At 71.9% G+C, this 24,128-nt stretch carries 15 protein-coding genes; 6 read left to right on the top strand and 9 right to left on the bottom strand.

Annotated features, from left to right (window positions below):
- Positions 1-296: 296 nt before the first annotated feature.
- From LZ198_RS01110 to LZ198_RS01085, 6 genes are all read right to left on the bottom strand, one after another.
- Positions 297-1,934, bottom strand: a complete 1,638-nt coding sequence (locus tag LZ198_RS01110) for a LysM peptidoglycan-binding domain-containing protein (RefSeq protein WP_253969952.1) — start codon at positions 1,932-1,934, stop codon at positions 297-299.
- Between the two features lie 265 nt (positions 1,935-2,199).
- The gene (gene deoD / locus LZ198_RS01105; RefSeq protein ID WP_253969951.1) at positions 2,200-2,925 is read right to left on the bottom strand and encodes a purine-nucleoside phosphorylase; all 726 of its coding nucleotides are present in this window, start codon (positions 2,923-2,925) and stop codon (positions 2,200-2,202) included.
- A gap of 37 nt (positions 2,926-2,962) precedes the next feature.
- Positions 2,963-7,222, bottom strand: coding sequence for a coiled-coil domain-containing protein (locus tag LZ198_RS01100; RefSeq protein ID WP_253969950.1), 4,260 nt, complete (start codon positions 7,220-7,222; stop codon positions 2,963-2,965).
- A 52-nt stretch (positions 7,223-7,274) separates the two neighbouring features.
- Complete coding sequence (locus LZ198_RS01095) at positions 7,275-11,381, bottom strand: hypothetical protein (RefSeq protein WP_253969949.1); 4,107 nt, start codon at positions 11,379-11,381, stop codon at positions 7,275-7,277.
- Between the two features lie 34 nt (positions 11,382-11,415).
- A complete protein-coding gene (locus tag LZ198_RS01090) occupies positions 11,416-11,823 on the bottom strand; it encodes a TonB family protein (RefSeq protein ID WP_253969948.1) in 408 nt (135 codons plus the stop codon).
- A gap of 10 nt (positions 11,824-11,833) precedes the next feature.
- The gene (locus LZ198_RS01085) at positions 11,834-12,967 is read right to left on the bottom strand and encodes a carboxypeptidase-like regulatory domain-containing protein (RefSeq protein ID WP_253969947.1); all 1,134 of its coding nucleotides are present in this window, start codon (positions 12,965-12,967) and stop codon (positions 11,834-11,836) included.
- A 160-nt stretch (positions 12,968-13,127) separates the two neighbouring features.
- Between LZ198_RS01085 and LZ198_RS01080 the strand changes: the two genes are divergently transcribed.
- On the top strand, positions 13,128-13,835 hold the full coding sequence (locus tag LZ198_RS01080; protein WP_253969946.1) for an abortive infection system antitoxin AbiGi family protein: 708 nt from the start codon (positions 13,128-13,130) through the stop codon (positions 13,833-13,835).
- 120 nt (positions 13,836-13,955) lie between these two features.
- The gene (locus LZ198_RS01075) at positions 13,956-15,686 is read left to right on the top strand and encodes a CotH kinase family protein (protein ID WP_253970249.1); all 1,731 of its coding nucleotides are present in this window, start codon (positions 13,956-13,958) and stop codon (positions 15,684-15,686) included.
- A gap of 13 nt (positions 15,687-15,699) precedes the next feature.
- Here LZ198_RS01075 and LZ198_RS01070 read toward each other — a convergent pair whose 3' ends face one another.
- The gene (locus tag LZ198_RS01070) at positions 15,700-16,872 is read right to left on the bottom strand and encodes an alkaline phosphatase PhoX (RefSeq protein ID WP_253969945.1); all 1,173 of its coding nucleotides are present in this window, start codon (positions 16,870-16,872) and stop codon (positions 15,700-15,702) included.
- 133 nt (positions 16,873-17,005) lie between these two features.
- Positions 17,006-18,406, bottom strand: a complete 1,401-nt coding sequence (gene asnS, locus LZ198_RS01065) for an asparagine--tRNA ligase (protein ID WP_253969944.1) — start codon at positions 18,404-18,406, stop codon at positions 17,006-17,008.
- Positions 18,407-18,668: 262 nt separating this feature from the next.
- On the opposite strand from asnS, the gene LZ198_RS01060 reads away from it, so the two are divergent.
- The 4 genes from LZ198_RS01060 to LZ198_RS01045 all read left to right on the top strand — a co-directional run bounded on the left by LZ198_RS01060 (position 18,669) and on the right by LZ198_RS01045 (position 22,607).
- Entirely contained in the window at positions 18,669-19,697 is a 1,029-nt protein-coding gene (locus LZ198_RS01060; protein ID WP_253969943.1) for a coiled-coil domain-containing protein, read from the top strand.
- A 91-nt stretch (positions 19,698-19,788) separates the two neighbouring features.
- Positions 19,789-20,901, top strand: coding sequence for a Kelch repeat-containing protein (locus LZ198_RS01055; protein ID WP_253969942.1), 1,113 nt, complete (start codon positions 19,789-19,791; stop codon positions 20,899-20,901).
- Positions 20,902-20,933: 32 nt separating this feature from the next.
- On the top strand, positions 20,934-21,743 hold the full coding sequence (locus tag LZ198_RS01050) for an SAM-dependent methyltransferase (protein ID WP_253969941.1): 810 nt from the start codon (positions 20,934-20,936) through the stop codon (positions 21,741-21,743).
- A gap of 162 nt (positions 21,744-21,905) precedes the next feature.
- Positions 21,906-22,607 (top strand): hypothetical protein, encoded by a 702-nt coding sequence (locus tag LZ198_RS01045; RefSeq protein ID WP_253969940.1) that lies wholly within the window; start codon positions 21,906-21,908, stop codon positions 22,605-22,607.
- 24 nt (positions 22,608-22,631) lie between these two features.
- Here the strand turns inward: LZ198_RS01045 and LZ198_RS01040 are convergent, their stop codons facing one another.
- Positions 22,632-24,086: a hypothetical protein gene (locus LZ198_RS01040; RefSeq protein ID WP_253969939.1), complete on the bottom strand. Its 1,455-nt coding sequence runs from the start codon at positions 24,084-24,086 to the stop codon at positions 22,632-22,634.
- Between the last annotated feature and the right edge of the window lie 42 nt (positions 24,087-24,128).

The following is a 24,128-nucleotide window of genomic DNA, read 5'->3' as shown; positions in this document are numbered from 1 at the left end:
CCGACTCAGCAGCGGACGGACGGGGCGGCGCTCCCCCGCTTGCGGCGAGGTGGGCCGCGCGACGAACACCCATCGCCGAGGAGAGGCACACCGCCCACTCTCGCGTCGCCGATGGAACGGGGGACACCGGTACGCAGACCGGGCGTCACGCTCCGGTGCATGACCCGAGGAGCCATCGAAGCGACGAAGGGCGATGCAGTGTCCCGACCGAAGCCGGTCACACTCCGGTGCATGACCCGAGGAGCCATCGAAGGCTCCCCCTGGGTTCCCGCTGGAGCCTCGAGGCGGAGGTGCCTTCAGCGCGCGTGGGTGATGCCCGCCGAGGAGCCCCCCGCCGACTCCTTCGCGGAGACAGGCGGAACCGGAGCCGGCGACGTGGGCGTCACGGACACGGCCTCAACGGTCGTCGCGGACGGAGCCGCCTTCGTGGACGCCGCCTGGATGGTCGCAGCCGCTGGGGCGGCGGTCCCCGCCACGGACTGGACGACGGACTCACTCGGCGCGGGCTTCGCGGACGTGGCCGGGGCGGCAGCCTCAGCGGTCGAGGCGCCCGACACAGTCTTCGCGGAAGACGCCTGGACGGCCTGCGCACCCGACGCGGGCTGGCCCGTGACCGCATCCTCCGCCGGCTTCGCGGACGCCGCCTGGACGGCCTCCGCACCCGACGCGGGCTGGCCCGTGACCGCATCCTCCGCCGGCTTCGCGGACACCGCCTGGACGGTCTGCGCATCCGACGCGGGCTTCGGGCACGCACGCGTCGCGGTCGCCGCGGCGTCGATGGCCCCCGCGGCGGCAACCGCCGGCGCCTTGGGCTCGGGCGGCAACATGCGCTGCGGCAGCACGACCGGAGGCGGCACCGGGCAGTGCGTGCACGGCCCACGCAACGGCACCGACACCCGCTGACCGATGCGCAGGAAGCTGCCGCGCATGTGGTTGGACTTGCGAATCATCGCCACCGTCGAGTTGTACTTGAGCGCAATCCCCCCGAGCGTGTCGCCCGAGCGGACCCGGTGCACCGTCACGTTGTGCTCGGGCTGGAGCGCCAGCAGCGGCTGCACGCGGCGCCCCAGCTCCTGTGCGCGCGGAGTCCAGAAACGCAGGTGGAAGTGGTCGCGGTGGCGACGCGCGTGCTTGATGATTCCGGATGGCCCGTCGTTGAACAGCGAGTCCAACCAGGCCTTGTCCTCGCCCACCGCCAGCGCGTGGTCGTACAGCACCTTCTGGACGCGACGGTCCACGAGGATGAGCTGGATGTCCGTCTTCGTCACGACGGCGCGCACGAAGGCCCAGTTGAGCGCGACGTCGATGACCTTCTCGCGCTCGCGCTCACGGATGGGGTCCACCGTCGGGTAGTAGAAGCCGACGTCGATGTCCCGGCCGTTCTGGTGGCTCTTGTGAGGGCGCATGTAGCCACCCTCCTTGTTGCTCATGCCGTTGACACGAAGGGGCGGCGCCAGGGGGAAGCGGGCACGCACCTCGCGGATGGCCGTGGCCAGATAGTCCACGCTCTCCTGCGTCGCGTAGGCCCCTTCCGGCGACACGACGATCCACTCCGGCCCCTTGGGGAACTGCACCGAGTTCACCAACCGGCCACTGTGCGCGAAGCCCACCGCCATCGACCCGAGCGAGGTGATGTCGTCCTTCCACCGCCGCGCCAGCTCATCGTCGGAGATGTCCGCCGAGTACAACGGCCCCGTCGGGACCTCGCCCGAGGAGACCACCGGCGTCTCGCCTTCGCCGTCGTCGCCCTCCCCTTCAGCGGCCTCCGCCGTCTCGTCCTCCGACTCCAGGTCCTCCGGAGCCAGCGCGCACGCGCCCTCCGCGGAAGCAGCCGGGGAGCCGACCGCCTCCGCGGCAGTCACCTCCGACGACGCGGCGGCGACGGCGCCTGAAGCCGCGACGGACTCGGACGATGCAGGCGCGGCGGAAGGCACCGCCTCCGCGCTCGCCGAGACCGGAGCTTCCGGACGGACGGCGGCCAGGGCCGGCGTGGAGCCGGCATTGGGAGAAACGCGTCCGGCACAGCCGGCGCAGACCAAGAGGAAAAGGACGGGGTAACGCACCGGGGCGAAGGATGGCCCGAGATTCGTTCGAGCACAAAGCCCCGCCTGGACTTTTCGACAACCCACCTGCCCGGAGGGGTGCTCCGGGCATCAGCGGCTCACACTTCGCGCGGGGGTTCGAGGCCCCCGCGGCCCCTCACGGCTTGGAGGCGGGAACCTTGAGGGCGACGTCCAGCGCCAGTTCGATCATCTCGTCGAACGACGTCTGGCGGTCCTGCGGCGACAGCGCCTCGCCCGTCTGGAGATGGTCGGAGACGGTGAGCAGGCCGAGCGCACGCGCCCCGTACTCCGCGGCCACGCCGTATAGCCCCGCGACCTCCATCTCGATGGCCAGCACGCCCATGCGCACCAGCGCGGCGGTGAGCTGCTCCTGCGGGTGGTAGAACAGGTCGGAGGAGAAGACGTTGCCGGCGCGCACCGCCTTGCCCCGACGCTCCGCCGACTCCATCGCGTGCCGCGCCAGCTCGAAGTCAGGCACCGCGGCGTAGTCGTGCCCCATCAACCGCATCCGGTTCACCTGCGAGTCGGTGCCCGCGCCCGTGGCGACGATGACGTCGCGCAGCTTCACGTCCGGACGGAGCGCGCCACAGCTCCCCACGCGGATGAGCACCTTGGCGCCGTACACCTTGATGAGCTCGGTGGCGTAGATGGAGATGGAGGGGATGCCCATCCCGTGCCCCATCACCGACAGCCGGCGCCCCTGATAGGTGCCCGTGAAGCCGAACATGTTGCGCACGGAGGTGACGCCCTGGGCGTTCTCCAGGAAGCGCTCGGAGATGTAACGCGCCCGGAGAGGATCGCCGGGCATCAGCACCACGTCTGCGAAGTCTCCGGGTGCCGCGGAGATATGGGGAGTTGCCATGGGGGCGCACCATAGCCGCCCAGCCGGCGCACCGCGATTACCAACTCGAGCTTCCGAACCCGGAGCCGCTGCCCGAGGAGCCCTTGTCGTCGGACGAGTCCCCTCCTCCGAACGAGGAACCGGAGAACCCGGAACCGCTGCCACCGGAGTCCCTCGACGAGGACGAGGACGAGGACGACGAGGAGAACAGCGAGCCCAGCCCCGTGCCACGCCCCGAGGACGAATCGTCCCGGCCCCCGAAGAGCAGCGCCCCGCCGCTACCGGCGTGATGAGACCCCTGCCCGGTGCGACGGCGTGCCGCTTCCATGCGGCGGACGTAGGCCTCCTCCTCGAGCTTCCTCCGCCGTTCATCCTCCCGCTGGGCGGCCTCGATGGCGGCCTTGGCCTGTCGCGTGGACTCGCTGGCGGCCCGCCGGGCTTCCTCGTACTCCCCTCGCTCCAGGTGTCCGCGCGCGACGATCAACATGCCGCTTCCCGCGCGACGTCCCCCACAGGCCGCGCGCTGGACGGCGCTCGCGGCGGACTCGACTTCACGGGCGGCGCTCGCGGCGGACTCGACCTCGCCCCGAAGGTCCGCGGTCCGCGCCGCCAGCTCCGCCAACAACCGGCCCGCCTCCTGGTCCAGGGCGAGCCAGTCCTCGTGGGTCCGGCCCAGCGTCTCGAAGGCCTTCTCCATCTGCTGCCCGAGCTCACGGATGGCGCGGATGGCCGCTTCCGTCGCCCGGCTGTCCGTGACGCCATCCGACGCGGACGTGGCGACCCAGCGGTCCGCCGCGGCGTAGGCCCCCTTGACCGCCGCCAGGCCCTGCGTCGCCTGTTCATGCAGGAGCCGGTCGGATTTCGCGTCCTGGCGGACCCGGTCGAGGGCCTCCATCAAAGCGCCCCGCTGGCGGACCATCTCGTCCAGGTCCAACGGCCGACGCGCCGAGGCCTCTCGAAGCGAGTCGAGGCGCTGACGCGCGGAGGCGAACGCGCCCAGCGTGGCGCGCGTCGTCCGGGTGTCTGCGACCTCGGCGTCACATCGCCGGGCCAGCTCCTCCGCCGAATGGAGTCCTCGGGTGTGCTCCGCCTCGGCGGACTCCAGTCTCCGCGCCAATCCCGCGAGGACATCGAACAGGGCCTGGACCTGGCGCTGCCCGGCTTCGACCTGGGCCAGCAAGCCCTCGGACTCCACCAACCGAACCTCCGAGAAGGCCCGCTCCGCCGAGGTGAGCTGTGCGCGGGTTCCGGTCCACAGCCGAGCCATGCTCGCGGCGTACTCGGGCGCCGTGTCGCCATCCTCGGGGCGGAGGCGCTCCCCCGGCAACAGCGTGAGCGTGGAGACGGCATGACGTCGCGTCAGCGACTCCACGAGCCCCGAGCCCTCCGCGACCAGCACCTCCAGGCGCGTGGACTGCGCGAGGCAGACCTCGCGACGGGACGTGAAGGTCCGCACGACGCCGAGGCTCCGTGCCAGCAACGCGTCCTGCTGCTTCACCCGGTCCGCGCACGCGGCGAGGGCCGTCCGCGCGACCTCTACGTGTCCTTCGCCCAGCGCGGCGCACGCCTCGCCCAGCGACGACTCCGCCTGGGCTTGGAGCTCCGACGGGTCATGCCCCTTCTCCCGAAGCACCTCCCTCGCCGGTCGACCCACGACATGTCCAACCTCCTCACGCGCCGCCTCCTGCGCGCGAGCGGTCCGGTCCACCTCGCGCCTCGCCGCCATCACCCCGTCCACGAGCTCCCGAGCGTCGAGCATCTTCTCGAGCAGCGCCCGGAACGACGCATCCAGTCCCTCCACCGGTCCGGCCGGCGTTCGAGAGAGGTTCGTCAGCCCCGTGACGAGGCTCAAGCCTCCCACCGCCCCGTGAGCCGAGCCCCCGCCGCCTCCCAGGTCGGCGACCACCAGGGCCATCCCCATCAACCCCAGCGCATCGGGAGACTGGGACGCCGTGACCACCGAGGCCGCGTCGAGGCGTGGAGCATGCGGTGGTGAAGCCAGCGCGCGTCCCTCCTCCACGGCGCGCGAAGTGAGGTGGGCCAGGGCTTCATCCAACCAGCGCCGAGGCAACCCTGCCCCCACGAGCGCGGCGCCCGTCCTCTCGACCTCGGGCACCACGTCCTCCTCTGCCTGCTCCAGCACCGAGAGGAGCCTCCGTGAGTCCGCGTCGAGGCGAAGCCCCCGCGCGAGCGGCCCCTCCAACGCTCCCAGCGGGTCCGCGGCGAGCAGCGAACGGGCCTCGACCAACAGCGCCTCCAACGCGCCCCGTACTCCCGAGACGATCTCCCGGGTGCGCAGGACCTCGGGGCCCGCCTCGAGGCCACGCAACCCGATGACGCCGCGCTCCAGTGCGTCCACCTGCGAGGACGCGCGCTCGGGCGACTCCTCCAGCGCCTCCAGGTCCTCCCGCGCGCGACCGGACCGGGAGTCGAAGGCGTCCCACAGCGCGCCGAAGGTCAGCGAGAAGGGCGCGATGGCGCCGGTGCCCCCCGAGTCATCCTTCCGGGGACCTCGCACCACGGCCTCCACTCCGTCGTCGGAGTGGAAGACGATGGGCGCGTCCCGAAGCAGCGCGAGGAGCGCGTCATAGCGCGCCGTCGAGACCTGCGAGCCCAGCCAGTCCCACGCGTCCTTCGGGGTGAGCACCGCCTCCGCGCGATGGAGGACGCGCGAAGCGGCGGCGGACAGGAGGAACAGCTCGTCCACTCCGGAGACCAACCTCGCCGCCCGCTCACGGGAGACGCCGACGAAGCGCCGCTCGGTGGCCTCGTGGGAGGCGCCGGCGGCCACGTGGGTCCGCTCCTGGAGGACGAACAGGGCCTGGGTCCCCCCGTCCACGGCGGAGCGGCGCCGGGCATGGAGCGCCAGCGCCGCGCGACGCCGCTGGTTGCGACGCCTGCGCACGAGGTAGCCCGCGAGCACCACTCCCGCCCCGCCCAGGACGAGCCCCGCCACCATGGCCACGAACGCCTGGCGTGCCGCCTCGACCGCCGACACCGCGCTCGCACAGAGCACCTCCGCCTGACTCAGGCGGGTGGCATAGGCCGCGTCGTTCCGCTCCAGCGCCGCGCGAGTCTCGTCGAGCGCCGCGCGGGCCTTCGCCAGGTCGCCCCGGGCCTTGCCGGCATGAGGGCTGCGCGCCGCGACGTCGAGCTGGTCCGAGAGCGACTGGACTCGAGCCCTCGCCCGCTGGGCCTCCCCCAACGCCGTCTCCACCTTCGCGAGCGCTTGTGCAGCGACGGCGAAGTCCTGCTCACGCGAGGGCGACAGGTCCCGCGCCGCCCGCCTCGCGGTCACCATGGCGGCACGAGCCGCCTCCAGCTCCGCGCTCGCGAGCGCGGCGTCGGCATGCGAAGAGGCCTTCTCCAACGACGACTCCAACGCCTTCAGTCGCGAGGCCGCCGCCTCCGCGGAGGCCAGCACCTGCTCGGCCGCCTCGAGCTTCTGACGGACCGCTTCGTCCGTCGCCCGGAGTCGCACCTGGTTCTCCGGCGTCGGCTGCTCGGCGAGCACCAGCGCCTCCGCGAGCCGCTGCTGGAGCCCTTCGACGTCGAACACGTCGGGCGACACAGCCGCGGGGAGCGCCTCCCCGAAGGTGGTCCACCTGCGCTCGACGAGGAGCCGCAGGCGGGACTGGAGTTGCAAGAGGGGCGTCCGCGCCGCCTCCCGCGCCTGGGCAAGCGCCACCTCGGCCTCGGCCTGGCGCCGGGCACGCTCCGCCTCTTCCCGGGCCAAGGCCTCCCGCTTCTTCTGGGCCTCCTCCGCGAGGATGAGGTCCAGGCGCTCGTCCACGAACTGCACCGTGCCCATCACCGCGTCGACGAGCCGCCCGCCTCCACGCATGGCCTTGACGGCGCTCTGGTCGAGATTGCCCGCCCACTCGTCCTCTCCCAGCCCCCGCCGGTCCTGCGCATCCGAGCCGAAGTAGGACAGCTTGCGCTCGCGCAGCGACACCACGAGCACGGTGCCATCCGTCTCTCCCGTCTTCGCGTGCGTCAACGCGCCGAAGCGGGTGCGGTTCGAGAGCCCCTTGCCCAACGCATGCAGCACGGCCTCGCTGTCGGAGAAGCCCTTCCCCTCCGCGTCGACGAAGCGCTCTCCCTGGGAGGACTCCAGGAGCACCACCGTCCAGTGCGGGGCATTCGCCGTGAGCCAGGACTCCAGCTCCGCGAGCCGGGTGTCGGAGACGCCGACGTCCCCCTTCACGTAGAGGTGCTGGGAGTCGGACCAGACCTTCACGACGTCCGTCGCGTTCGCGACGCGCCGGGGTCTCGTCCCCGCCTCGGCGCGGGGCACGACGAGGAGCAGTGCCAACACGAGCCACCACCCCACGCCTGGACGATGTCCGGACCGCGCAAGTCGCATCGAGCTACCAGCTCGAGCTCTCGAAGCCGGACCCACTCCCAGAAGAGCTTCCATCGGACGAGTCTCCCCCAGAGTCGGAACTGCTCGAGTGACTCGAATGCGTCGAGTGACTCGAGGAGTGCACATGCACATGACGCGTGTGGTCATGATGGTCGTGGTGGTGGTGGCGATGGGAAGAGAACCACGACGAACCGACGGCCAGCGAATTCACGGCGCGGGCGAGTTCGCGGCGGGCCTGGGCCGCCTCCTCGCGCTTGAGGCGAGCCCGCTCCAGGCGCGCGAGTCGGGCCACCTCCTTCTGCTTGCGGCGGACCTCCTCCGCGAGCGCGCGCCGCTCACCGGCCTCGTTCGCCGCTCGCGCCAGGTGGATCGCCGCCAGGGCCGCCTGCTGTGCCTCCAGATAGCGGGCGCGAGACAGCAGCTCGCGAGCGCTCGACAAGTGCGAGCGGCCATCCCGGCGGTCCCACCTCGCCCCTTGCCGCAGGACGAGCTCCGCCTCGCGAATGAGCGCGACGGCCTTCTCCGCGGCCTCCACTTCGCCGCGAACGACCGCCGCCGCGCGCGCGACCTCCGACTCGATGCGGTGGACCTCCTGCGCCTGTGCGTGCCAGTCCCCGTGGGGCCGGGCCAACTCCGCGCGCACCGCTTCGATGGCCTTGGGGGTCGAGGCCAGGGCCGCGACGGACGCCGCCGGCGACTGGCTGGCCCCGTCATCCACGCCGACCCGCTTGCCCACCCAGACGTTCGCGTCGCGGAGCGCTTCCTCCACGGAGGCGAGGTTCCGCGTCACCTGCTCATGCATCGACACGTCGGCCTCCGCCCCGCGCCGCGCCTGTTCCAGGGCTTGGGTGACGGTGGCGAGCCCCCGCGCCAGTTCGTGGGGGTCCACGCGAGGCTGCCCCGCTTGCTCGCGAACCGCCCGCGTCCCCTCCCGCGCCGAGGCCCACGCCTCGAGCGTGGCGCGTGGCACGCGGACGTCCTTCATGACCCCATCGCCCTCGGCCTCGAGCTGCTCGAGCGTCTGGAGCGCCCTCTTGTTCCGCGTGTCGAGGAGCTGCAGCCGTCGGGCCTTCTCCTGCAGCTCCTCGCGCCGGGTCACGACGAGGACCTGCGCGGCCTCGGCCTCATCCAGCAGCTTCTCGACCGCCAGCAACCGGGCCTCCGAGCAGGCCTCCTCGGCCTCCGCGAGCAACCGCCGGGACTGCGCCAGATGCCCGGCCATCTCGTGGGGGTTGTCCTCGACGGTGCCGTTGGCCTCCGGGCGCACCGGGTCGTCCGGACGCAGCACCAGCGCGGACTCGAGGTAGCGCCGCGTCAGCCCGCCCACGAGATTGGAGGCTTCCTCCACCAGCTTCTCCAGGTGCTTGGACTCCGCGAGGCACGCGTCGCGGCGACCCTCGAACCGGCGCAGGGTCTCCAGGTTCCGGGACACCAGGGCCCGCAGCGACTCCAGTCCCGAGGACGACGCATCGACCGCGGCCCGAGCCTCCTCCAACGCTCCCCGCCCCAGCGCGACCTGCGCTTCGTCCAGCGTCGCCCCCACCCGCGCCAACTGTCCGTAGACGTCCCCTTCGTCCTCGCGGAACACCCTCGACGCGGGGGCATGGAGGTACGCCCCGACCTCCGCGCGAGCGGTGTCCACGGCGCGCCCCGTCTGCTCCAGCATCGCCCGGGTCCTCGCCACGCCGGACACCAGCGTGAGCACCCGCACGGCCTTCTCGCCCAACGCCTCGAGGGACGCCTTCATGCTCGCGAACCGTGAGTCCGTGGGGGAGGAGAACTGCGCCCGGGCCTCGTCCACGACGCTCGCGGCCAGGACCGTGCGCGCGGTATCGAGCCATTCCCGGGAGAGCCCCGCCCCCGCGAGCGCAGCCCCCGCCCTGTCGATCTTGGCCCGGACGTTCGCCTCGGTGGACGCCAGCATGGCCCACCACTCCCGCAGGTCCGCCTCGAGCCGCTGCCCGCTCACGAGCGGGCCTTGCTCCACGCCCAGCGGGTCCGTCACGCGCCGCCGCCGCGCCTCCTCCAGCGTGGCCTCCGCCGCCGCCACCGCGCACGCGAGGACCTCCGCGCCACGGGGGACTCCCGCCTCCACCGGGAGCCCTCTCACGCGCGTCACGAGCGCCTCCAGGCGCTTCACCGTCGAGTCAGCGCGGGCTGGCGCGCCCTCGAAAGCGGCGAGGCCTTCCTGGACCCGCGCCACCTCGGCGTCGATGGACGCAACCAGGGCGGGAAACGACAGTGAGAAGGACGGGGGGCGACCGCCCTCTCCCAGGAGCAGTTGGACCTCCTTGCGCAGCCCATGGAGCACCGCCTCCACGCTCTCGTCGGGATGGAGGGTGATGAGTTCGTCTCGCAACAGCGCGCTGGCGGCTTCGTAGGGCGCCGTCGACAGTTGAGACCCGGCGGCCGCCGACAAGCGCCTGGGCGCGAGCAACACGTCGGCCCGCTGGAGCACCCGAGCCGCCGCGGCGACGCGCAGGAACAACGCGTCCACCTCGGCGGCGAGCCGCAGCGCCTCCTCGCGCGAGGCGCCCTCGAAGCGCCGCTCCAGCTCCTCGCGCGATGCGCCCATCGCCCGATGGGCGTGTTCCTGGAGGGCCAGGAGGCGCTGGATGCGCTCGTCGAGGGTGCCACGCCACGTCGTGTGCAGTTCGAGCGCCTGGCCCCGGCTTCGATTCCTGCGACGGCGCGCGAAGAAGCCGGCGGCGAGCAGCCCCAGCCCGCCCACCACGCCGCCCGACAGCCCCAGGCCGTGAGCCCACCGCGCCAGCTCCACCGCCGACGACGCCTGGGCGGCGCGTGCCTCGCCCTCCTGGAGCAGGGCGACATAGGCCGGGTCCTGTCGCGCGAACGCCGCGCGGGCCGAGTCCAGTGCCTTGCGCGCCGCGGCGAGCGGCTCCTTCGCCGCATCCGCGTGGGGCCCCGCCTCCGTGCCATCGAGCAGGCCGGCCAGCGCGTCCATGCGTCGCTGGTCCGCCGCCACCCGGGTGAGCACTCCCACCACCGCGTCCCGGGCCCGCTCCGCGGCGGCGAGCTGCGCCGGATGCGTGGGCCCGAGGTCCCGCACGCCCGCGCGAGCAGACTCCAACGTCGCCCTGAACGTGGCCAGCTCGCTCGACGCGAACGAAGCCAGGGGGTTCGCGTCGGCCACCCGAAGCGCCTGCTCCAGGGACGACAGTCGCCCCCGAGCGGCGACGACGGAGTCGAGCCACCGCTCCATCACCTCGAGGCGCGAGCGGACGCTGACCTGCGTCACCCGGGCCAGGGCCAATCGCTGCGGCGTCGGCTGCTCCAGGAGCGTCAGCGCGGAGAGGAGCCGTTGCTCCAGCCCAGGGACATTCATCACCTCCGCGTGCACGCCCGGAAGAGGCCCCTCGGCAGTGGCGACGCGCAGGCGCTCGGAGAGCCGGGCGACGCGCTCCTGGAGGCGCAGCAGCGGCGCGCGGACGGACTGCCGCGCCAGCTCCAACGCGGCCTCGTCGAACCCCCTGGCCTCGGCCTCCTCGACGAGCTTCGCGCCCAGGCGCCCGTCGACTTCGTGAATGGTGCCCATCACCGCATCGACGACCCGCCCCCCGTCGCGCATGGCCTTGATGGCGCGCTGGTCGAGGTCGCCCTTCCACGACGCCTCGCCCAGGCCGCGGAGGTCCTGCGCGTCCGAACCGAAGTACGACAGGTCGCGGTCGCGCAGTGACACCACCAGGATGGTGCCATCCTGCTCGCCCGTCTCCGGGTGTCGCAGGGAGCCGAAGCGGGTGCGGTTGGAGAGGCCCTTGCCCAGCGAGTGCAACACGGCCTCGACGTTCGAGAACGCCGTGCCCTCGGCGTCCACGTACCGCTCCCCCCGAGCGCTGTCGACGAGGACCACGGTCCAGTGCGGCGCGTTCTCGGTGAGCCAGACCTCCAGTTCGGCGAGCTGCTCGCCGGAGACGCCGACGTCGCCCTTCACGTAGAGGTGCTGAGCGGGAGACCAGAGCCCCACCACGGAGGTCGCGCTCTGGACGCCGCGCGGCCGCGTCCCCGCCTCGACGTCCGTCGCCGCGAGACTCAGTGTGAGGAGGAAGCAGAGCTGCGAAGACAACGAGAACAGGTGTCCCGGAAGTCTCATCAGGAGGTCATGGACGACGGTTCAAGGGGAATGGTCACGACCCCGCGACCCACGCGAAATGGAAGTGGGCGTCCATGGTCGGAGGACTAAATGACTTGGGCAGCGGAGGAAAGGGCGCGGCCTTCTTCACCGCCGCGAGCGCCGCGTCGTCCCACGCCTTGGAGCCGGACTCCGTGGACACCACCGCGGAGATGAGCTTGCCGTCACGGCCAATCACCGCCTGGACCACCGCCTTGCGCCCCACCGCGGGGAGGCCCTTCTTCCCGGGCTGCTTCCACTTCACGGCGACCTTCCCGTAGGCCTGTTGCTGGTACGTCGCGTCGGTCAGCTCCGGCTGGAAGTAGGTCTGGAGCTGGGGAGTCCCCGAGGCGGCCAGCGCCAACGGCGCCAGGAGGAGCAGGCAGACTGCGGGCACGGACGACAGGGAGCGGAGGCGGAGCATGGGCCGGATGCTATTCGGCGCGTGTGCCCGCGTCGCCAGCCAACTGGGACGGGGTGAGCCAATCGTCCCTCACGATGTGCTCCACGACACCCCGCTTGGGAATCTTCAGGTCCGCGCGCTGCACAGCGACCAGGGTGCCCTCGTCCAGGTCGATGACGAAGAGGGTATAGGGCCCGGGCAGCAGGGGGCCGAAGGTCTCGACGCGCCCCTCGACCTCCGCCTTCGAGTTCGGGTCGGGAGGGTTGGAGCGGAGGCTCATGTAGGACGCCTTCCAATAGGCCGAGTCGTCCAGGGGCGTCGGTGCGCGGCCTGGCAGCAACACCAGCGAGGGCACGCGCCATGCGGGGTTGTCGCAACGCACGCGCAGCCGCGCTCCATCCTTCTTCACCCCCAGGAGCGCCCATGTCTTGAAGTCCAGCGTGACCGTCTCCCCCGGCGTGAGCTGGAGGTACTGGGAAGGAATGTCCGGCGTCGCAAACGCGTCGCTCGTGCCATCGACGGAGGCGACGTAGTTCCCGGGCGGAACCCCCACCTTCTCGAAGCCGCCCTCCTTCACGGGAATCAGCCCTTCCTCATAGGTCAGGCGCGAGTCCTCGTTGCGCAGGACGAGCTGCAAGCCCCGCGAAGGCACGCCGCGCACGGTGCCCCGCACCGTGGCCCCCGGCTGGAGCGCCACCTGGACCGGCGCGTCCGGGGCGAACTCGGTCACCTCCACCGGCACGTACGTCGGATGCGTCACGACGAGGGCCTTCGACGACATCACGCCCGCCGGAATCTCGAAGCGCCCCTCCCCATCCGTGACGACCGCGCCCTCCCCCTTGAACGCGGACTCCCAGTCGCGCGCATCGACCAGGTAGAACTGGGAGGCCTCCACCCACGAAACCCGCGCGCCCCGCAGCGCGGCCCCCGTCAGGGCATCCTTGACGACGCCGCGGAGGGCTGGCGCCCGGGGCGCGGTCGCGATGGCCGCGTCGGCCTGCGACGAGGCGGGCGCCGTCGGAGTGGCGGCGTCTCGCGCCGCGCGAGCCCCGACCTCCGGCGCCTGACAGCCGGACACCCAAGCCCAGGCCAGCAGCGCCACACCCCGACCGAGCCACACCTTCCCGCGCGTCGCTGTCCCTGCCAGCCGGCACTCCCGCTCCATTCCCTGCCTCCTCTCGAGGACGGTGCTCCGTCTCCCCGAGCTCCCACGCTGCACCGAGCCCCCGTCCCGCCGCTCGTCCAGGGAGCATGCCACTGTGACGCAATCACAGCCAGGTTGCATCTTCCGCCTCACTCCGGGACATTGCTCCAGGAGTAGGAAGATGCTCGGCTACCAGGCGAATCCACAGTGGCGCGACATGTCCGACTTCGTGGTGCACTTCACGAAGCCGGGGCCGCCCTACGGTGACGCGTACCAGAACATGATGAACATCCTGGGGACGCGGACGCTGATTCCCGGCGCGGAGGGCTTCGGCCTCGCGCGGCGGGAGGCCCTCGTCGCCGAGCGGCACCGGTCGGTCTGCTTCAGCGAGATTCCGCTCGACCAGCTCAAGCGACTCGTCCAGCGCCGGAGCCTGTATGGCATCGGCTTCAGCCGGAGCTTCATCCTGTCCCAGGGTGGCGGCCCCGTCTGGTACGTCCAGTACGCCTCGCCCGCGCACCGGGCCCTGAAGCACCAGGTCGACGCCGCGCTGGCGAGCCGGGAACCGGAGCAGCATCCGCTCTGGTCCATGACGCCCTTCGTGGACATCCAGGGCGACACCCACAACGCGCCCTACAGCTACCGCTTCGACTGGGAGCGCGAGTGGCGCGTGCCGGGGCTGCTGCGCTTCACCGAGTACGACGTGGCCGTGCTCTTCCTTCCCGAGGAGCAGCACGGCATCGCCCGCGACTTCTTCGCCTGGGCCGTGCAGGAGAAGGCCGGCCCTGGCTACTTCTGCCCCTGTCTGGATCCCCTCTGGTCGTCGGAGCAGATTTCCCACGCGCTGGCCCAGCACGACACGCAGCACGCGCGGCTCCAGGCGGGCTGAGCCCACCCCGGCGTCCATGAACGAACAGGCCCCGCGCCCCGGAGCCTTCCGTCCGCTCCGGCGATGACTACTCCTTCCAACCCGACGTGAGGACGCAGTCGGACCCGAGGGAGTGGCGTGATGGTCGGTCGTGGCATGGGGCGGGGGCTTCTGGCGGGGCTCGTGTGTGCGTGGATGGCATGTGGGGGCGCATCCTCCACGACGCCCGTGAGCGTGGACGACCCGGGCACACCTCCCGAGACGCCAGGGACGGGCAGCCCACCTCCCTCGTCGCAAGGCGATGAGGACGCGGGGACGCCCGACGCGGGCCCGGCGGAACCGGACGGCGGCGCGCCGGACGCGGGCCCCGTCCCCATCGTCTGCGCGCCCACCGCGGGCGAGACACGCTGGCTCCTCGAGGGAGAGGCGCTGACGGCCACCGTCCGGTGCTCGACAGGCCTTACGGGAGCGCCCCTGCGCTTCGGCGTGGAGGTGCTGCCGCCCGGCGCCACCTTCGACGAGGCCACCGCCACGCTGCGCTGGACGCCCGCCAGGAACCAGGCCGCGGTGTGGCCCCTGCTCCTGCGCGAGCACTCCACCGGCGAGACGGGCCGCCTCACCGTGGGCGTGGTGGACAACGACGCGCTGCCCGGCAAGGTCCCCATCGCCGACCCGCTGACGTACACGGAGGAGTACGGCCTGCCCGTGTTCCACCTGTACTACCCCAACCCGCCCAACCTCACGTCCGGCAGCTACCGGCCCGCGCAGCTCGTCTACCGGGGCCGCCGCTACGCCATCGAGGCGAAGTTCCGGGGCGCCACCTCCGGCGCGTTCCCCAAGCGCAGCTTCACGCTGAAGTTCGAGGACGAGGACTTGTTCAGCGAGCCCGTCTTCGGCGACGGCTTCACGGCCCGCAAGCGCGTGGCGCTCATCTCCACGTTCAACGACAACTCTTACGTGCGCGTCCGCCTGGCGTTCGACCTGTGGAACCGGATGTCGCCGGACCACATCCAGATCAAGACCTACAGCGCGGTCGTCTTCGTCAACAACCGCTATCACGGGCTCTATACGGTGGCGGACCTGCCCCACAAGCGGCTGATGGCGGACCACGGCCTGGACAAGGATGCGGACCTGTTCAAGGCCGTGGAGAACGACGCCAACTTCACCCGGCTGCGCAAGAACGGCGAGCCGAAGGAGTACCTGCGCGAGGGCTTCGAGAAGAAGGTGGGCAACCCCGAGCAGGGTCAGCCCCGCGCCTTCGTCACCCTGGACGAGTTCGTCGCCTTCGTGGCGGACGCGAACACCGCCACCTTCCGCGAGGGCTTCCCGAAGCGCGCCCACCTGAACGACTACGCGGACTGGTGGATCTTCAACACGCTCCTCCTGGGCACCGACTCCCACTCCAAGAACGCCTACCACGCCTACGACACCACCACGAAGGGCCCCTGGCGCTACATCCCCTGGGACCTCGACGCGACGCTGGGCCAGACGTTCGACACCACGCGCACCGGCGCCACCACGCGCACGACCTTCGCGGAGCGCAACCGCATCTTCCAACTGCTGCTCGCCGACCCCACCTTCGCCGCGCCCATGCGCGAGCGCTACCGCAAGCTCCTGGACGACGAGCTGAAGGTGGAGACGGTGCTCGGCCTCGTCGACGGCTACGTGAAGGAGACGGCCCCTTCCGCGCGGCGCGACTGGGCGCGGTGGCAGCTCGAGTACCGCGCCTTCGGCGCCCCCGGCACCGTGGGCGCCGGGAACTTCCCCATGTGGTACGCGCGCCAGGACTTCCTGTCCTACGAGGAGGAGCTGGCGTACGTGCGCCAGTGGATCCGCACCCGCTGGCCCGCGTTGGAGTCCCAGCTCCCCTGAGCGCCCGCCTCCGTCAGCGGAACGGGCCGCTCACCTCGAAGGTGATGCCGCCGCTGCTCGACCCGGACGTGCCGCGCTGCGAGCTGAAGTACAGCCGCCGCCCGTCCGGGCTGAACGCCGGCCCGGTGATTTCGGAGCTGGAGTGCCCCGACAGCCGGAGGAACGGCGCGACCACCCGCTGCGGCCCCGGGGTGATGAGGCAGATTTCGAGGTTCCCCCCGTCCTCCGCGACGAAGAGGTCCCCGGAGCGGGACACCGTGACGTTGTCCACTCCGGTCAGCGGAGAGTCGGCGAACAGGCTCGCGTCGTAGATGACCTCGAGCGCCCCCGTCGCGGGCGTGTGGGCCCACACGCGGTTGTCACCCTTGGTCGTGAAGTAGACGACGCCGCTGTCGAACCAGCAGCCCTCGCCGCCGTTGAACACGGTGGTCCTCGACGCCACGGAGGACTGCTGCGACGCGGGGCTGGTCGCCGCGCACGTCACCCAGGTCAGCGTCGCCGTGCCCGCCAGCGGGTCCCCGTTCACCTTCGCCGCCTCCAGGGTGCCCGCGCCCAGCGAGGGCCAGGCGGACGGCGTGAAGCGATAGAAGCGCCCGCTGGTGCTGTCCTCCGTCAGGTACAGCCTCAGCCCGCCGGGGTCCGCCGCCACCGCCTCGTGGGAGAAGGTCCCCATCGCGCCGCGCACCACGCCCTGCGAGGCCTGCGTCGGATCACACTCCCAGACCCGTCCTCCGCTGTACTCCTCGCACGACAACCACGTGCCCCAGGGCGTGGGCCCTCCCGCGCAGTTGCTGCGCGTGCTGGAGAGGATGCGGTACGCGCCCACCACCGCGCCGCTACCGTCGAAGCGCAGCGCCCCCGTGCCTCCTCCCGACGACACCTCGCTGTTGGACGTGTACACCCATCCCCCGTCCGACAACGCGAAGCACGCGCCACCATCCGGCGCGGCGTGCCACGTGTAGCCCGTCCCGGCCACCACCTGCCCCGAGCGGGCGACGATGCGCGACGCGAAGCCCGCGGGCAGCCTCACCCCATTGGCATCCGCGGTCCCCGAGAGGGCCCCATACGGCCCCGGCCCCGGCTCCGCCGGCGCGGCGTACGCCGCCCTCCAGAACCCGGGCCCCAACGCCAACGTCCCCCCACCCAGCGCGGAGAGACGTAGGAAGTCACGACGGTCCAGACGCATCCAGGCACCTCCTCTGCGAGAGGCCTGGCATTAGCCGCCTAGTCGGATTTGACCGCAAATCACGAAATAATAAGAAATCCCTGACGCCCGCGTCACAGCCGCGGGGCGCCAGGGATTGTGTCCGGCGGCACGTTCAGAACTGCGCCCAGCCTGGAACGCGCGGGTAGGGGATGGCGTCGCGGATGTTCTGCAGGCCACACATGTAGACGATGAGCCGCTCGAAGCCGAGCCCGAAGCCCGCGTGGGGCACGGTGCCGTAGCGGCGCAGGTCGCGGTACCACTGGTAGTGGGCGGGCTCGAGCCCGAACTTCTTCATGCGCGCGTCGAGCACGTCCAGGCGCTCCTCGCGCTGGCTGCCGCCGATGATTTCACCGATGCCGGGGGCGAGCACGTCCATCGCGGCGACCGTCTTCCCGTCCTCGTTGATGCGCATGTAGAAGGCCTTGATCTCCTCCGGGTAGTTCATCACCACCACGGGGCGGCCCACGTGCTCCTCGGCGAGGTAGCGCTCGTGCTCCGTCTGGAGGTCCTTGCCCCAGACCGGCGCGTACTCGAACTTCTTGTTCGCCTTCTGGAGGATGTCGATGGCCTTCGTGTAGTCGATGCGCTCGAAGCTCGACTGGATGAACTTCTCCAGGCGCTCCGTGACGCCCTTCTGCACGCGCTCCTCGAAGAACTTGAAGTCCGGGGCGCAGTCGTCCAGCACGGCCTTGAAGACGGACTTGAGGAAGCGCTCGGCCAGGTCCGCGTCCTGGTTCAGGTCCGCGAAGGCGATCTCCGGCTCGATCATCCAGAACTCGGCCAGGTGGCGCGTGGTGTTGGAGTTCTCCGCGCGGAACGTGGGGCCGAAGGTGTAGACCTTCGACATGGCCAGGCAGTACGCCTCCACGTTGAGCTGGCCGGAGACGGTGAGGTAGGCCTCCTTGCCGAAGAAGTCCTTGTGGTAGTCGATCTTCCCGTCCGGCGTCTTGGGCGGGTTCACCGCGTCCAGCGTGGAGACGCGGAACATCTGGCCCGCGCCCTCCGCGTCACTGGCGGTGATGATGGGCGTGTTGACCCAGAAGAAGCCCTCCTCGTCGAAGAAGCGGTGGATGGCCTGGGCCGCCCGGTGACGCACGCGAGTAATCGCGCCGAAGGTGTTGGTGCGCACGCGCAGGTGCGCCACGTCGCGCAGGAACTCCAGCGTGTGCTGCTTGGGCTGGATGGGGTAGGTGTCCGGGTCGTCCACGAAGCCCAGCACCTGGACCTCGTCGGCCTGGACCTCGAACGCCTGCCCCTTGCCCTGGGACTTCACCAGCGTGCCCCGGGCGACGACGGAGCAGCCCGCGGTCAGGTGCAGGATTTCCTTCTCGTAGTTCGGCAGCGAATTGGGGGCCACCACCTGGATGGGGTCGAACGTCGAGCCATCGCTGACGTTGACGAAGCTGATGCCCGCCTTCGAGTCGCGGCGGGTACGCACCCAGCCCCGGACCTCTACCTTGGCCCCCGCCTCCACCGCGCCCGCGAGGACCTGCTTCACACTGACGACCTGCATTGACGCTCTCCCTTGAGCGGATTCTGGACGGCGGAGTTAGCCGGGCGGGCGCCCCGAGGACAAGCCCGGTGTTGCCTCCCGGGGTCCGCCCACCCCCATCCAGGCCCCCGCCCGGAGGCCCGGAAACCGGCCAACCATGTCAGACCCCACAGGTATCTTGCTCTCATGGTCGCCCGGAAGGGGGCCATCGAATCCCACACCACCGCCACGTCATTCGTGGGCCTCCCGGCCCGCCGTGGCCATTTCCTACCTGGAGCGTCACATGGCTTCTCGGTCCGTTTCCACCCGCAAGTCCGCCTCCCGCAACCGTTCGTCGGAGGCCACCAAGGCCGCCTTCGAGGACCTGGCGCGCAAGGCCCGCAACAAGCCCGTGGTGCCCGCCAAGGAGCAGGAGGCGCGCGACACCCACGCCAAGAGCGTCCTGGCGGAGGTCTCCACCCTGTCCGCCGAGTCCGCGGTGAAGAAGGTCACCGAGGCGGGCCTCACCATCAACCGCACGCTGGCCGGCATCAACGAGCAGGTCGTCGCCCTCGTCGAGGAGATGAAGCAGTTGGACGAGGCCATCCAGCTCAAGACGCAGGAGCTGGCGGACCTGCACGGCCGCGACGTGGCCGCCAGCGCCGTGGACGTGCTCGTGGCCGAGTACGACAAGCGCAAGGCGGACCTGCAGGCGGAGATGGAGCAGTTGCAGGAGGACATCGCCGAGCGGCGCGAGCGCGCGGACGCGGACCTGTCCGCCGAACGGGAGACCGCCGAGGTGACCCGCCGCCGCGCGGAGGAGCAGTACGCCTACGACACCCAGAACCAGCGCAAGAAGGAGCAGGACGCCTTCGCGGAGGGGCTGCGCGTGCAGGCCGCCGCCGAGCGCGACCGCAAGGAGAAGCTGGAGAAGGACTGGGCCACGCGCGAGGACGCGCTGAAGCTGCGGGAGAAGGAGCTGGAGGACCTGCGCAAGCAGGTGGCGGAGTTCCCGCAGGTGCTGAAGAAGGAGACGGACACGGCGTCCGCCATCGTCGGCAACCGGGTGAAGTCCGACTGGGAGCTGAAGTTGACGCTCGCCACCAAGGACGCGGAGACGGCCCAGCGCGTGGCGGGCATGGAGATCGCCTCGCTCAAGGACACCGCCACCAAGCAGGCCCAGAGCATCCAGGCGCTCCAGACGGAGCTGGCCGAGGCCAAGCGCCAGGTGCAGGCCATCGCGGAGAAGGCGCTCGAGTCCGCCTCCGGCGCCCGCGCGCTCGCGGAGGTCCAGGGCGTCATCGCCAGCCGCGAGTTCGGCAAGGCGAAGTAGGCCCACCCCGGCCGGACCTCGTGGCCGCCGGCCGCACGCATCAGCGGTCTTCCGGATGCGGAAGCCACCGGGTGGCGCGTACGATGGCGCGATGACCCGAGGCCCCTCTTCCACCGCCCGCAGACGCGTGCCCTACGCGGGCGCCTGGCTCGACCAGTACACCCTCACGCCGGTCCCCGGCGGGGCGCTGCTCGCGGGCGGGCAGGGCTGGCACCCGGAGGGCGGGGGCACCACCTCCCGCACCTCCGCGGGCGCGGCGTTCTGGGACACCGCGCGCGAGGAGTGGCTGGAGCTGCCCGCCCTGCCCGCCCCGCGCCAGGACCACGCCGCGGTGGCGCTGCCGGACGGGCGCGTGCTGCTCGTCGGCGGGCGGGACATGCAGGTCACCGAGCTGGGCTCGACGGTGTTCTTCGACCCCGAGTCCCGGCGCTTCACCGAGGGCCCGCCGCTCATCGCCGCGCGCTCGCGCCCGCTGGCCGTGGCGCTGCCGGATGGCGCGGTCCTCGTGCTCGGCTCGGACCCTGACGACGACCTGTCGCGCGGCACGCGGGCGGAGCTGCTGCGCCCGGGCTCGAGCGCGTGGGAGCCCGCGGGACAGACGCAGCGCATCTTCCACCCCGGCCCCGTCTGCGTCAGCGGTGGGCGCGTGGTCATCGCGGGCGGACGCGACAACGGCTTCGGCTTCGCCGTCATCGACGGGGTGCACCTGGCCCCGCCGCTCGACGTCAGCACGGAGGTCTGGGAGCCCGCGGGCCGCGCGTGGCGCACGACGCCGCATCCCCTCACCGAGGTCCGGGACGACGCGGCGGGCGTGACGCTGGCCGACGGGCGCGTCCTCGTCGTGGGCGGCTGGCACCAGGGACAGGTCCTCACCAGCGCGGAGGTCTGGGACCCGCGCGCGGAGACGTGGAGCGCGACGGGGAGCCTGGCCGTCGGTCGCTCCAGCTTCACGCTCACCGCGCTCCCGGATGGACGGGCCGCCGTGTCCGGAGGCCTGGGCACCGGCCCGTCGTTCGACGCCCTCCCCACGGTGGAGCTGTGGGACCCGGCCACGGGCGCGTGGAGCCCCGGCATGCCGATGGCCGTCGGTCGCGCGGGCCATCACCTCGTCCGGCTGGGGGACGGCGCGTTCCTCGTCGTGGGCGTCTCCCGCCCCAGGCCGGACGCCATGCCCGAGACGACGTCCGAGGTCTGGCGCCCCTGAAGTCCCCTTCCCCCACCCCTGGAGGTATCTTGATGACCGCACCCGACCTGGCCCGAATCCCCGGCGTCGACCCCAACGTCCCCGACGCGGCCCGCATCTACGACTACACGCTGGGCGGCACGCACCACTTCGAGGCGGACCGGCAGGCCGCCGAGTACATGTTCTCGCTCGTCCCCTCCACGCGGAAGTGGGTGCGCATGCTGCGCGACTGCCTGCGCGCCGCCGCGCAACAGGTGGCGCGGGATGGCTACCACCACTGGGTGGACTTCGCGTCCGGGCTCCCCACGGAGGACCACGTGCACGCCGTGCTGCCCGGGGTGAAGGTGCTCTACAGCGACATCAACCCGCTCACCATCGCCACCGGACAGCAGCTCCTGGCCCATCACCCCGACACCCGCTACCTGGAATGCGACATCCGCGCCGCGGGCGACTTCCTGCGCCGGCCGGACGTCGAGGCCTTCCTCGGGGGTGAGCGCCGCGTGGCCTTCGGCGCCAACGGCATCACCGTGTTCCTCGCCACCGAGGAGAACCGGCGGTTCTTCCGGGCGCTGTACGACTGGGCCGCGCCGGGCTCGAAGCTGTTGGCCACGTTCGAGACGAAGGCGCCGGGCCTGACGACGCCGAGGTGGGAGGAGTTCGTGGGCATGTTCCAGAAGATGGGCGAGACGTTCTCGCTCTACTCCCTGCCCGAGTACCTGGAGCTGTGCGCGCCCTGGACGCCCGTCGCCGGGGGCGTGAGGACGGTGCGCGAGTTCCTCGGCCTGCCCGAAGGGCACATCACCGAGGAGGACCGCGAGGGCATCGGCATCGAGTTCTACGCCGTCATGTTCGAGAAGCGCTGAGCACGCCCGCCCATCGTCCGGCCAGCCGGGAGGGGATGGCCCTCGCCCGCCCCCCCGCCGAGGGCCCGCTCGGGGGCGGCGCGTGCCGGCTGCTCCGGTCCAACGCCGTGCCTACCGTCAAGGGCAAGCATGGTTCCGAAACGGACACGGAGAGGAGCGAACATGTTCCAGGCAACGAGGCACCGGGTACTCGCGGGTGTGGTGCTGGGCACGGCCCTGTCGGTACTCGGCGGGTGCAGCAGCACGTCGAAGTCCTCCAAGGCCCAGGTCGACGAGTCGTGGCTGGCGCGCGTCCCCGAGGAGCAACTCGGCGGCGTCCGCGACGCGCAGGCGGAGCGCACCCGGGCCCAGGACGCGGTGACCCGGGCCGATGTCGCGGTGAAGGACGCGGAGCGGGAGGTCACCGTCGCGAAGCAGCAGTCGGAGGCGGCCAAGCACTCCATGGAGGCGAGCAAGAGCGCCGTCGAGGCCGCCCAGGCCACCGGCCGGAAGCCGGGCATCGACGAGGCGAACTCCGGGCTGAAGCACCGGGAGACGCAGTACTCCGCCGCCCAGGCGGAGGTGCAGTGGCGCGAGCGCGCCATCGAGACGAGGAAGGCGGAGAAGCAGTTGCGCGAGCGCGAGCTGGACCTGGCCAACGCGCGCCTGCGCCAGGCCGAGATGCGGACGATGAAGGACAGCGACGACGTGCGCGCCAAGGACCTGTCGGAGAGCGAGTTCCTGGCCGCGGTCGCCGACGCCCAGCGCCAGACGGAGGAGGCCCAGCGCGCGGTGGACACGCGCGCCCGCGAGGAGCGCGACGCCCACGCGCGGTTCGAGAAGCTGCGCGGCTACGGCGGTAGCGGCGACTCGTCGAACGACTGACGCACGCGCGGCGCCCCGCCCGGACTACTTCGGAGGCCGGAAGACGTACTGGAAGACGGGCTCGTCCCGTCCGGGCGGGTACTCCGCGTCCATGAAGGCGAAGTACGCGTGGCCCGCGATGAGCGGATCCCTCAGGCTGTCGTAGAGCACGGACACCCGGGTGGCGCGCCCCGACTCGTCCACCTGGACCTGCAGCTTGAGGTTGCCCTTGAGGTCCGGCACCTCCTTCAGCCGCTCCATGTAGAGGGCCACCAGCCCCAGCGACACGCGGTTGTAGAGCTTGTCCGCCGTTCCCTTCGCCGGCGTGGCCGGCAGCCGGAAGCGCTTCACGAGCGCCTCCGTCTCCGCCGGGGCCTCCGGCACCTTGCGCTCCGGGGCCGCGAGCGCCGCGCGGTAGGACACCAGCGCGTCCTGCCAGCGCTCCTGCTTCACGCACAGCCGCGCGCGGCGCACGTGGATGTCGGAGCGCTCGGGGGCGCGCTCGGAGGCCTGGACCAGGAAGGCCTCGGTGGCGGCGGCGTCCGCGCGGGCCTCGGCCAGTTCGGCCAGCCGCAGCAGGGGCTCCGGGTCCTTCAGCTCCACCTCGATGAGCCGCGTCAGGGCCCTCTCCTCGTCGGCCGCCCGGCCCAGCTCCGCGTAGACGCGGGCGCGCACGGCCAGGGGCGCCGGGTCCGCGCCGCCCAGCTCCACGTAGCGCTCCAGCGAGGCGGCGGCCTTCTCGCGCTCCGAGGCCGCCAGCCACAGGTCCGCCTGCGCGCGGTGCGCCTCCCGGTCCGAGGGCTTGAGGGAGACCAGCTTCTCGCCCGCGGTGGCGGCGGCGCGCACGTCCTTCGCCGCGTGGGCCAGCGCGGCCAGCCTGCGCAGCGCCTCGGGCTGCTCCGGCCAGGCCTCCACGGCGCGCGTCAGCTCCGCGCGCGCCTCCACCTCGCGCCCCGGCAGCGGCGCCAGCAACAGGCCCAGCGCCGTGTGGACCTGGGCCGCGTCCAACGTCGACAGCGCCGCGCGCAGCCGCGCCTCCGCCTCCGCCGGCTTGCCCTCCGCCTGGAGCAACAGCCCCTCCGCCCACAGCGCGGGCGCGAACCCCGGCGACAGGCGCGACGCGGTGGCCAGCGGTCCGGCCGCCTCCTTCAGCAGGCCCCAGCGGATGTAGATGAGCCCCATGCCCAGGTGGGTCCAGGGGTTCTCCGGGTACAGCGTGGAGAGCGCCTTGAGCTCGTTCCAGCAACTGTCCGCCGGGAAGGCGAGCCACGCGCGGTAGATGCGCGGCATCGCGTCCCTCGGGCGCGCGCGGCCCTGCTCCTCGAACTCGCTGTCGAGCGCGCGCGACGTGCCCCGCACGCGGGCGGTCTCCACCCGGCGCAGCACCGCCATCACCTCGTCGACCGCGGGCAGCGCCTCCCGCGTCGCCGCCGCGCTGACGGGGAGCGCCAGCAGCAGCGACAGGAGCAACGACACGCGCGACGGGAGGAGGGACGCCATGGAGTCGCGCGGAAGATACCAGACGGCTCCGGGCACGCAGCC

Origin of the sequence: Myxococcus dinghuensis (assembly GCF_024198235.1) — a bacterium.
Lineage (GTDB): Bacteria > Myxococcota > Myxococcia > Myxococcales > Myxococcaceae > Myxococcus > Myxococcus dinghuensis.
Note: the sequence above shows the minus strand (reverse complement) of the source record. Positions and strands in the feature narration are given on the sequence as shown.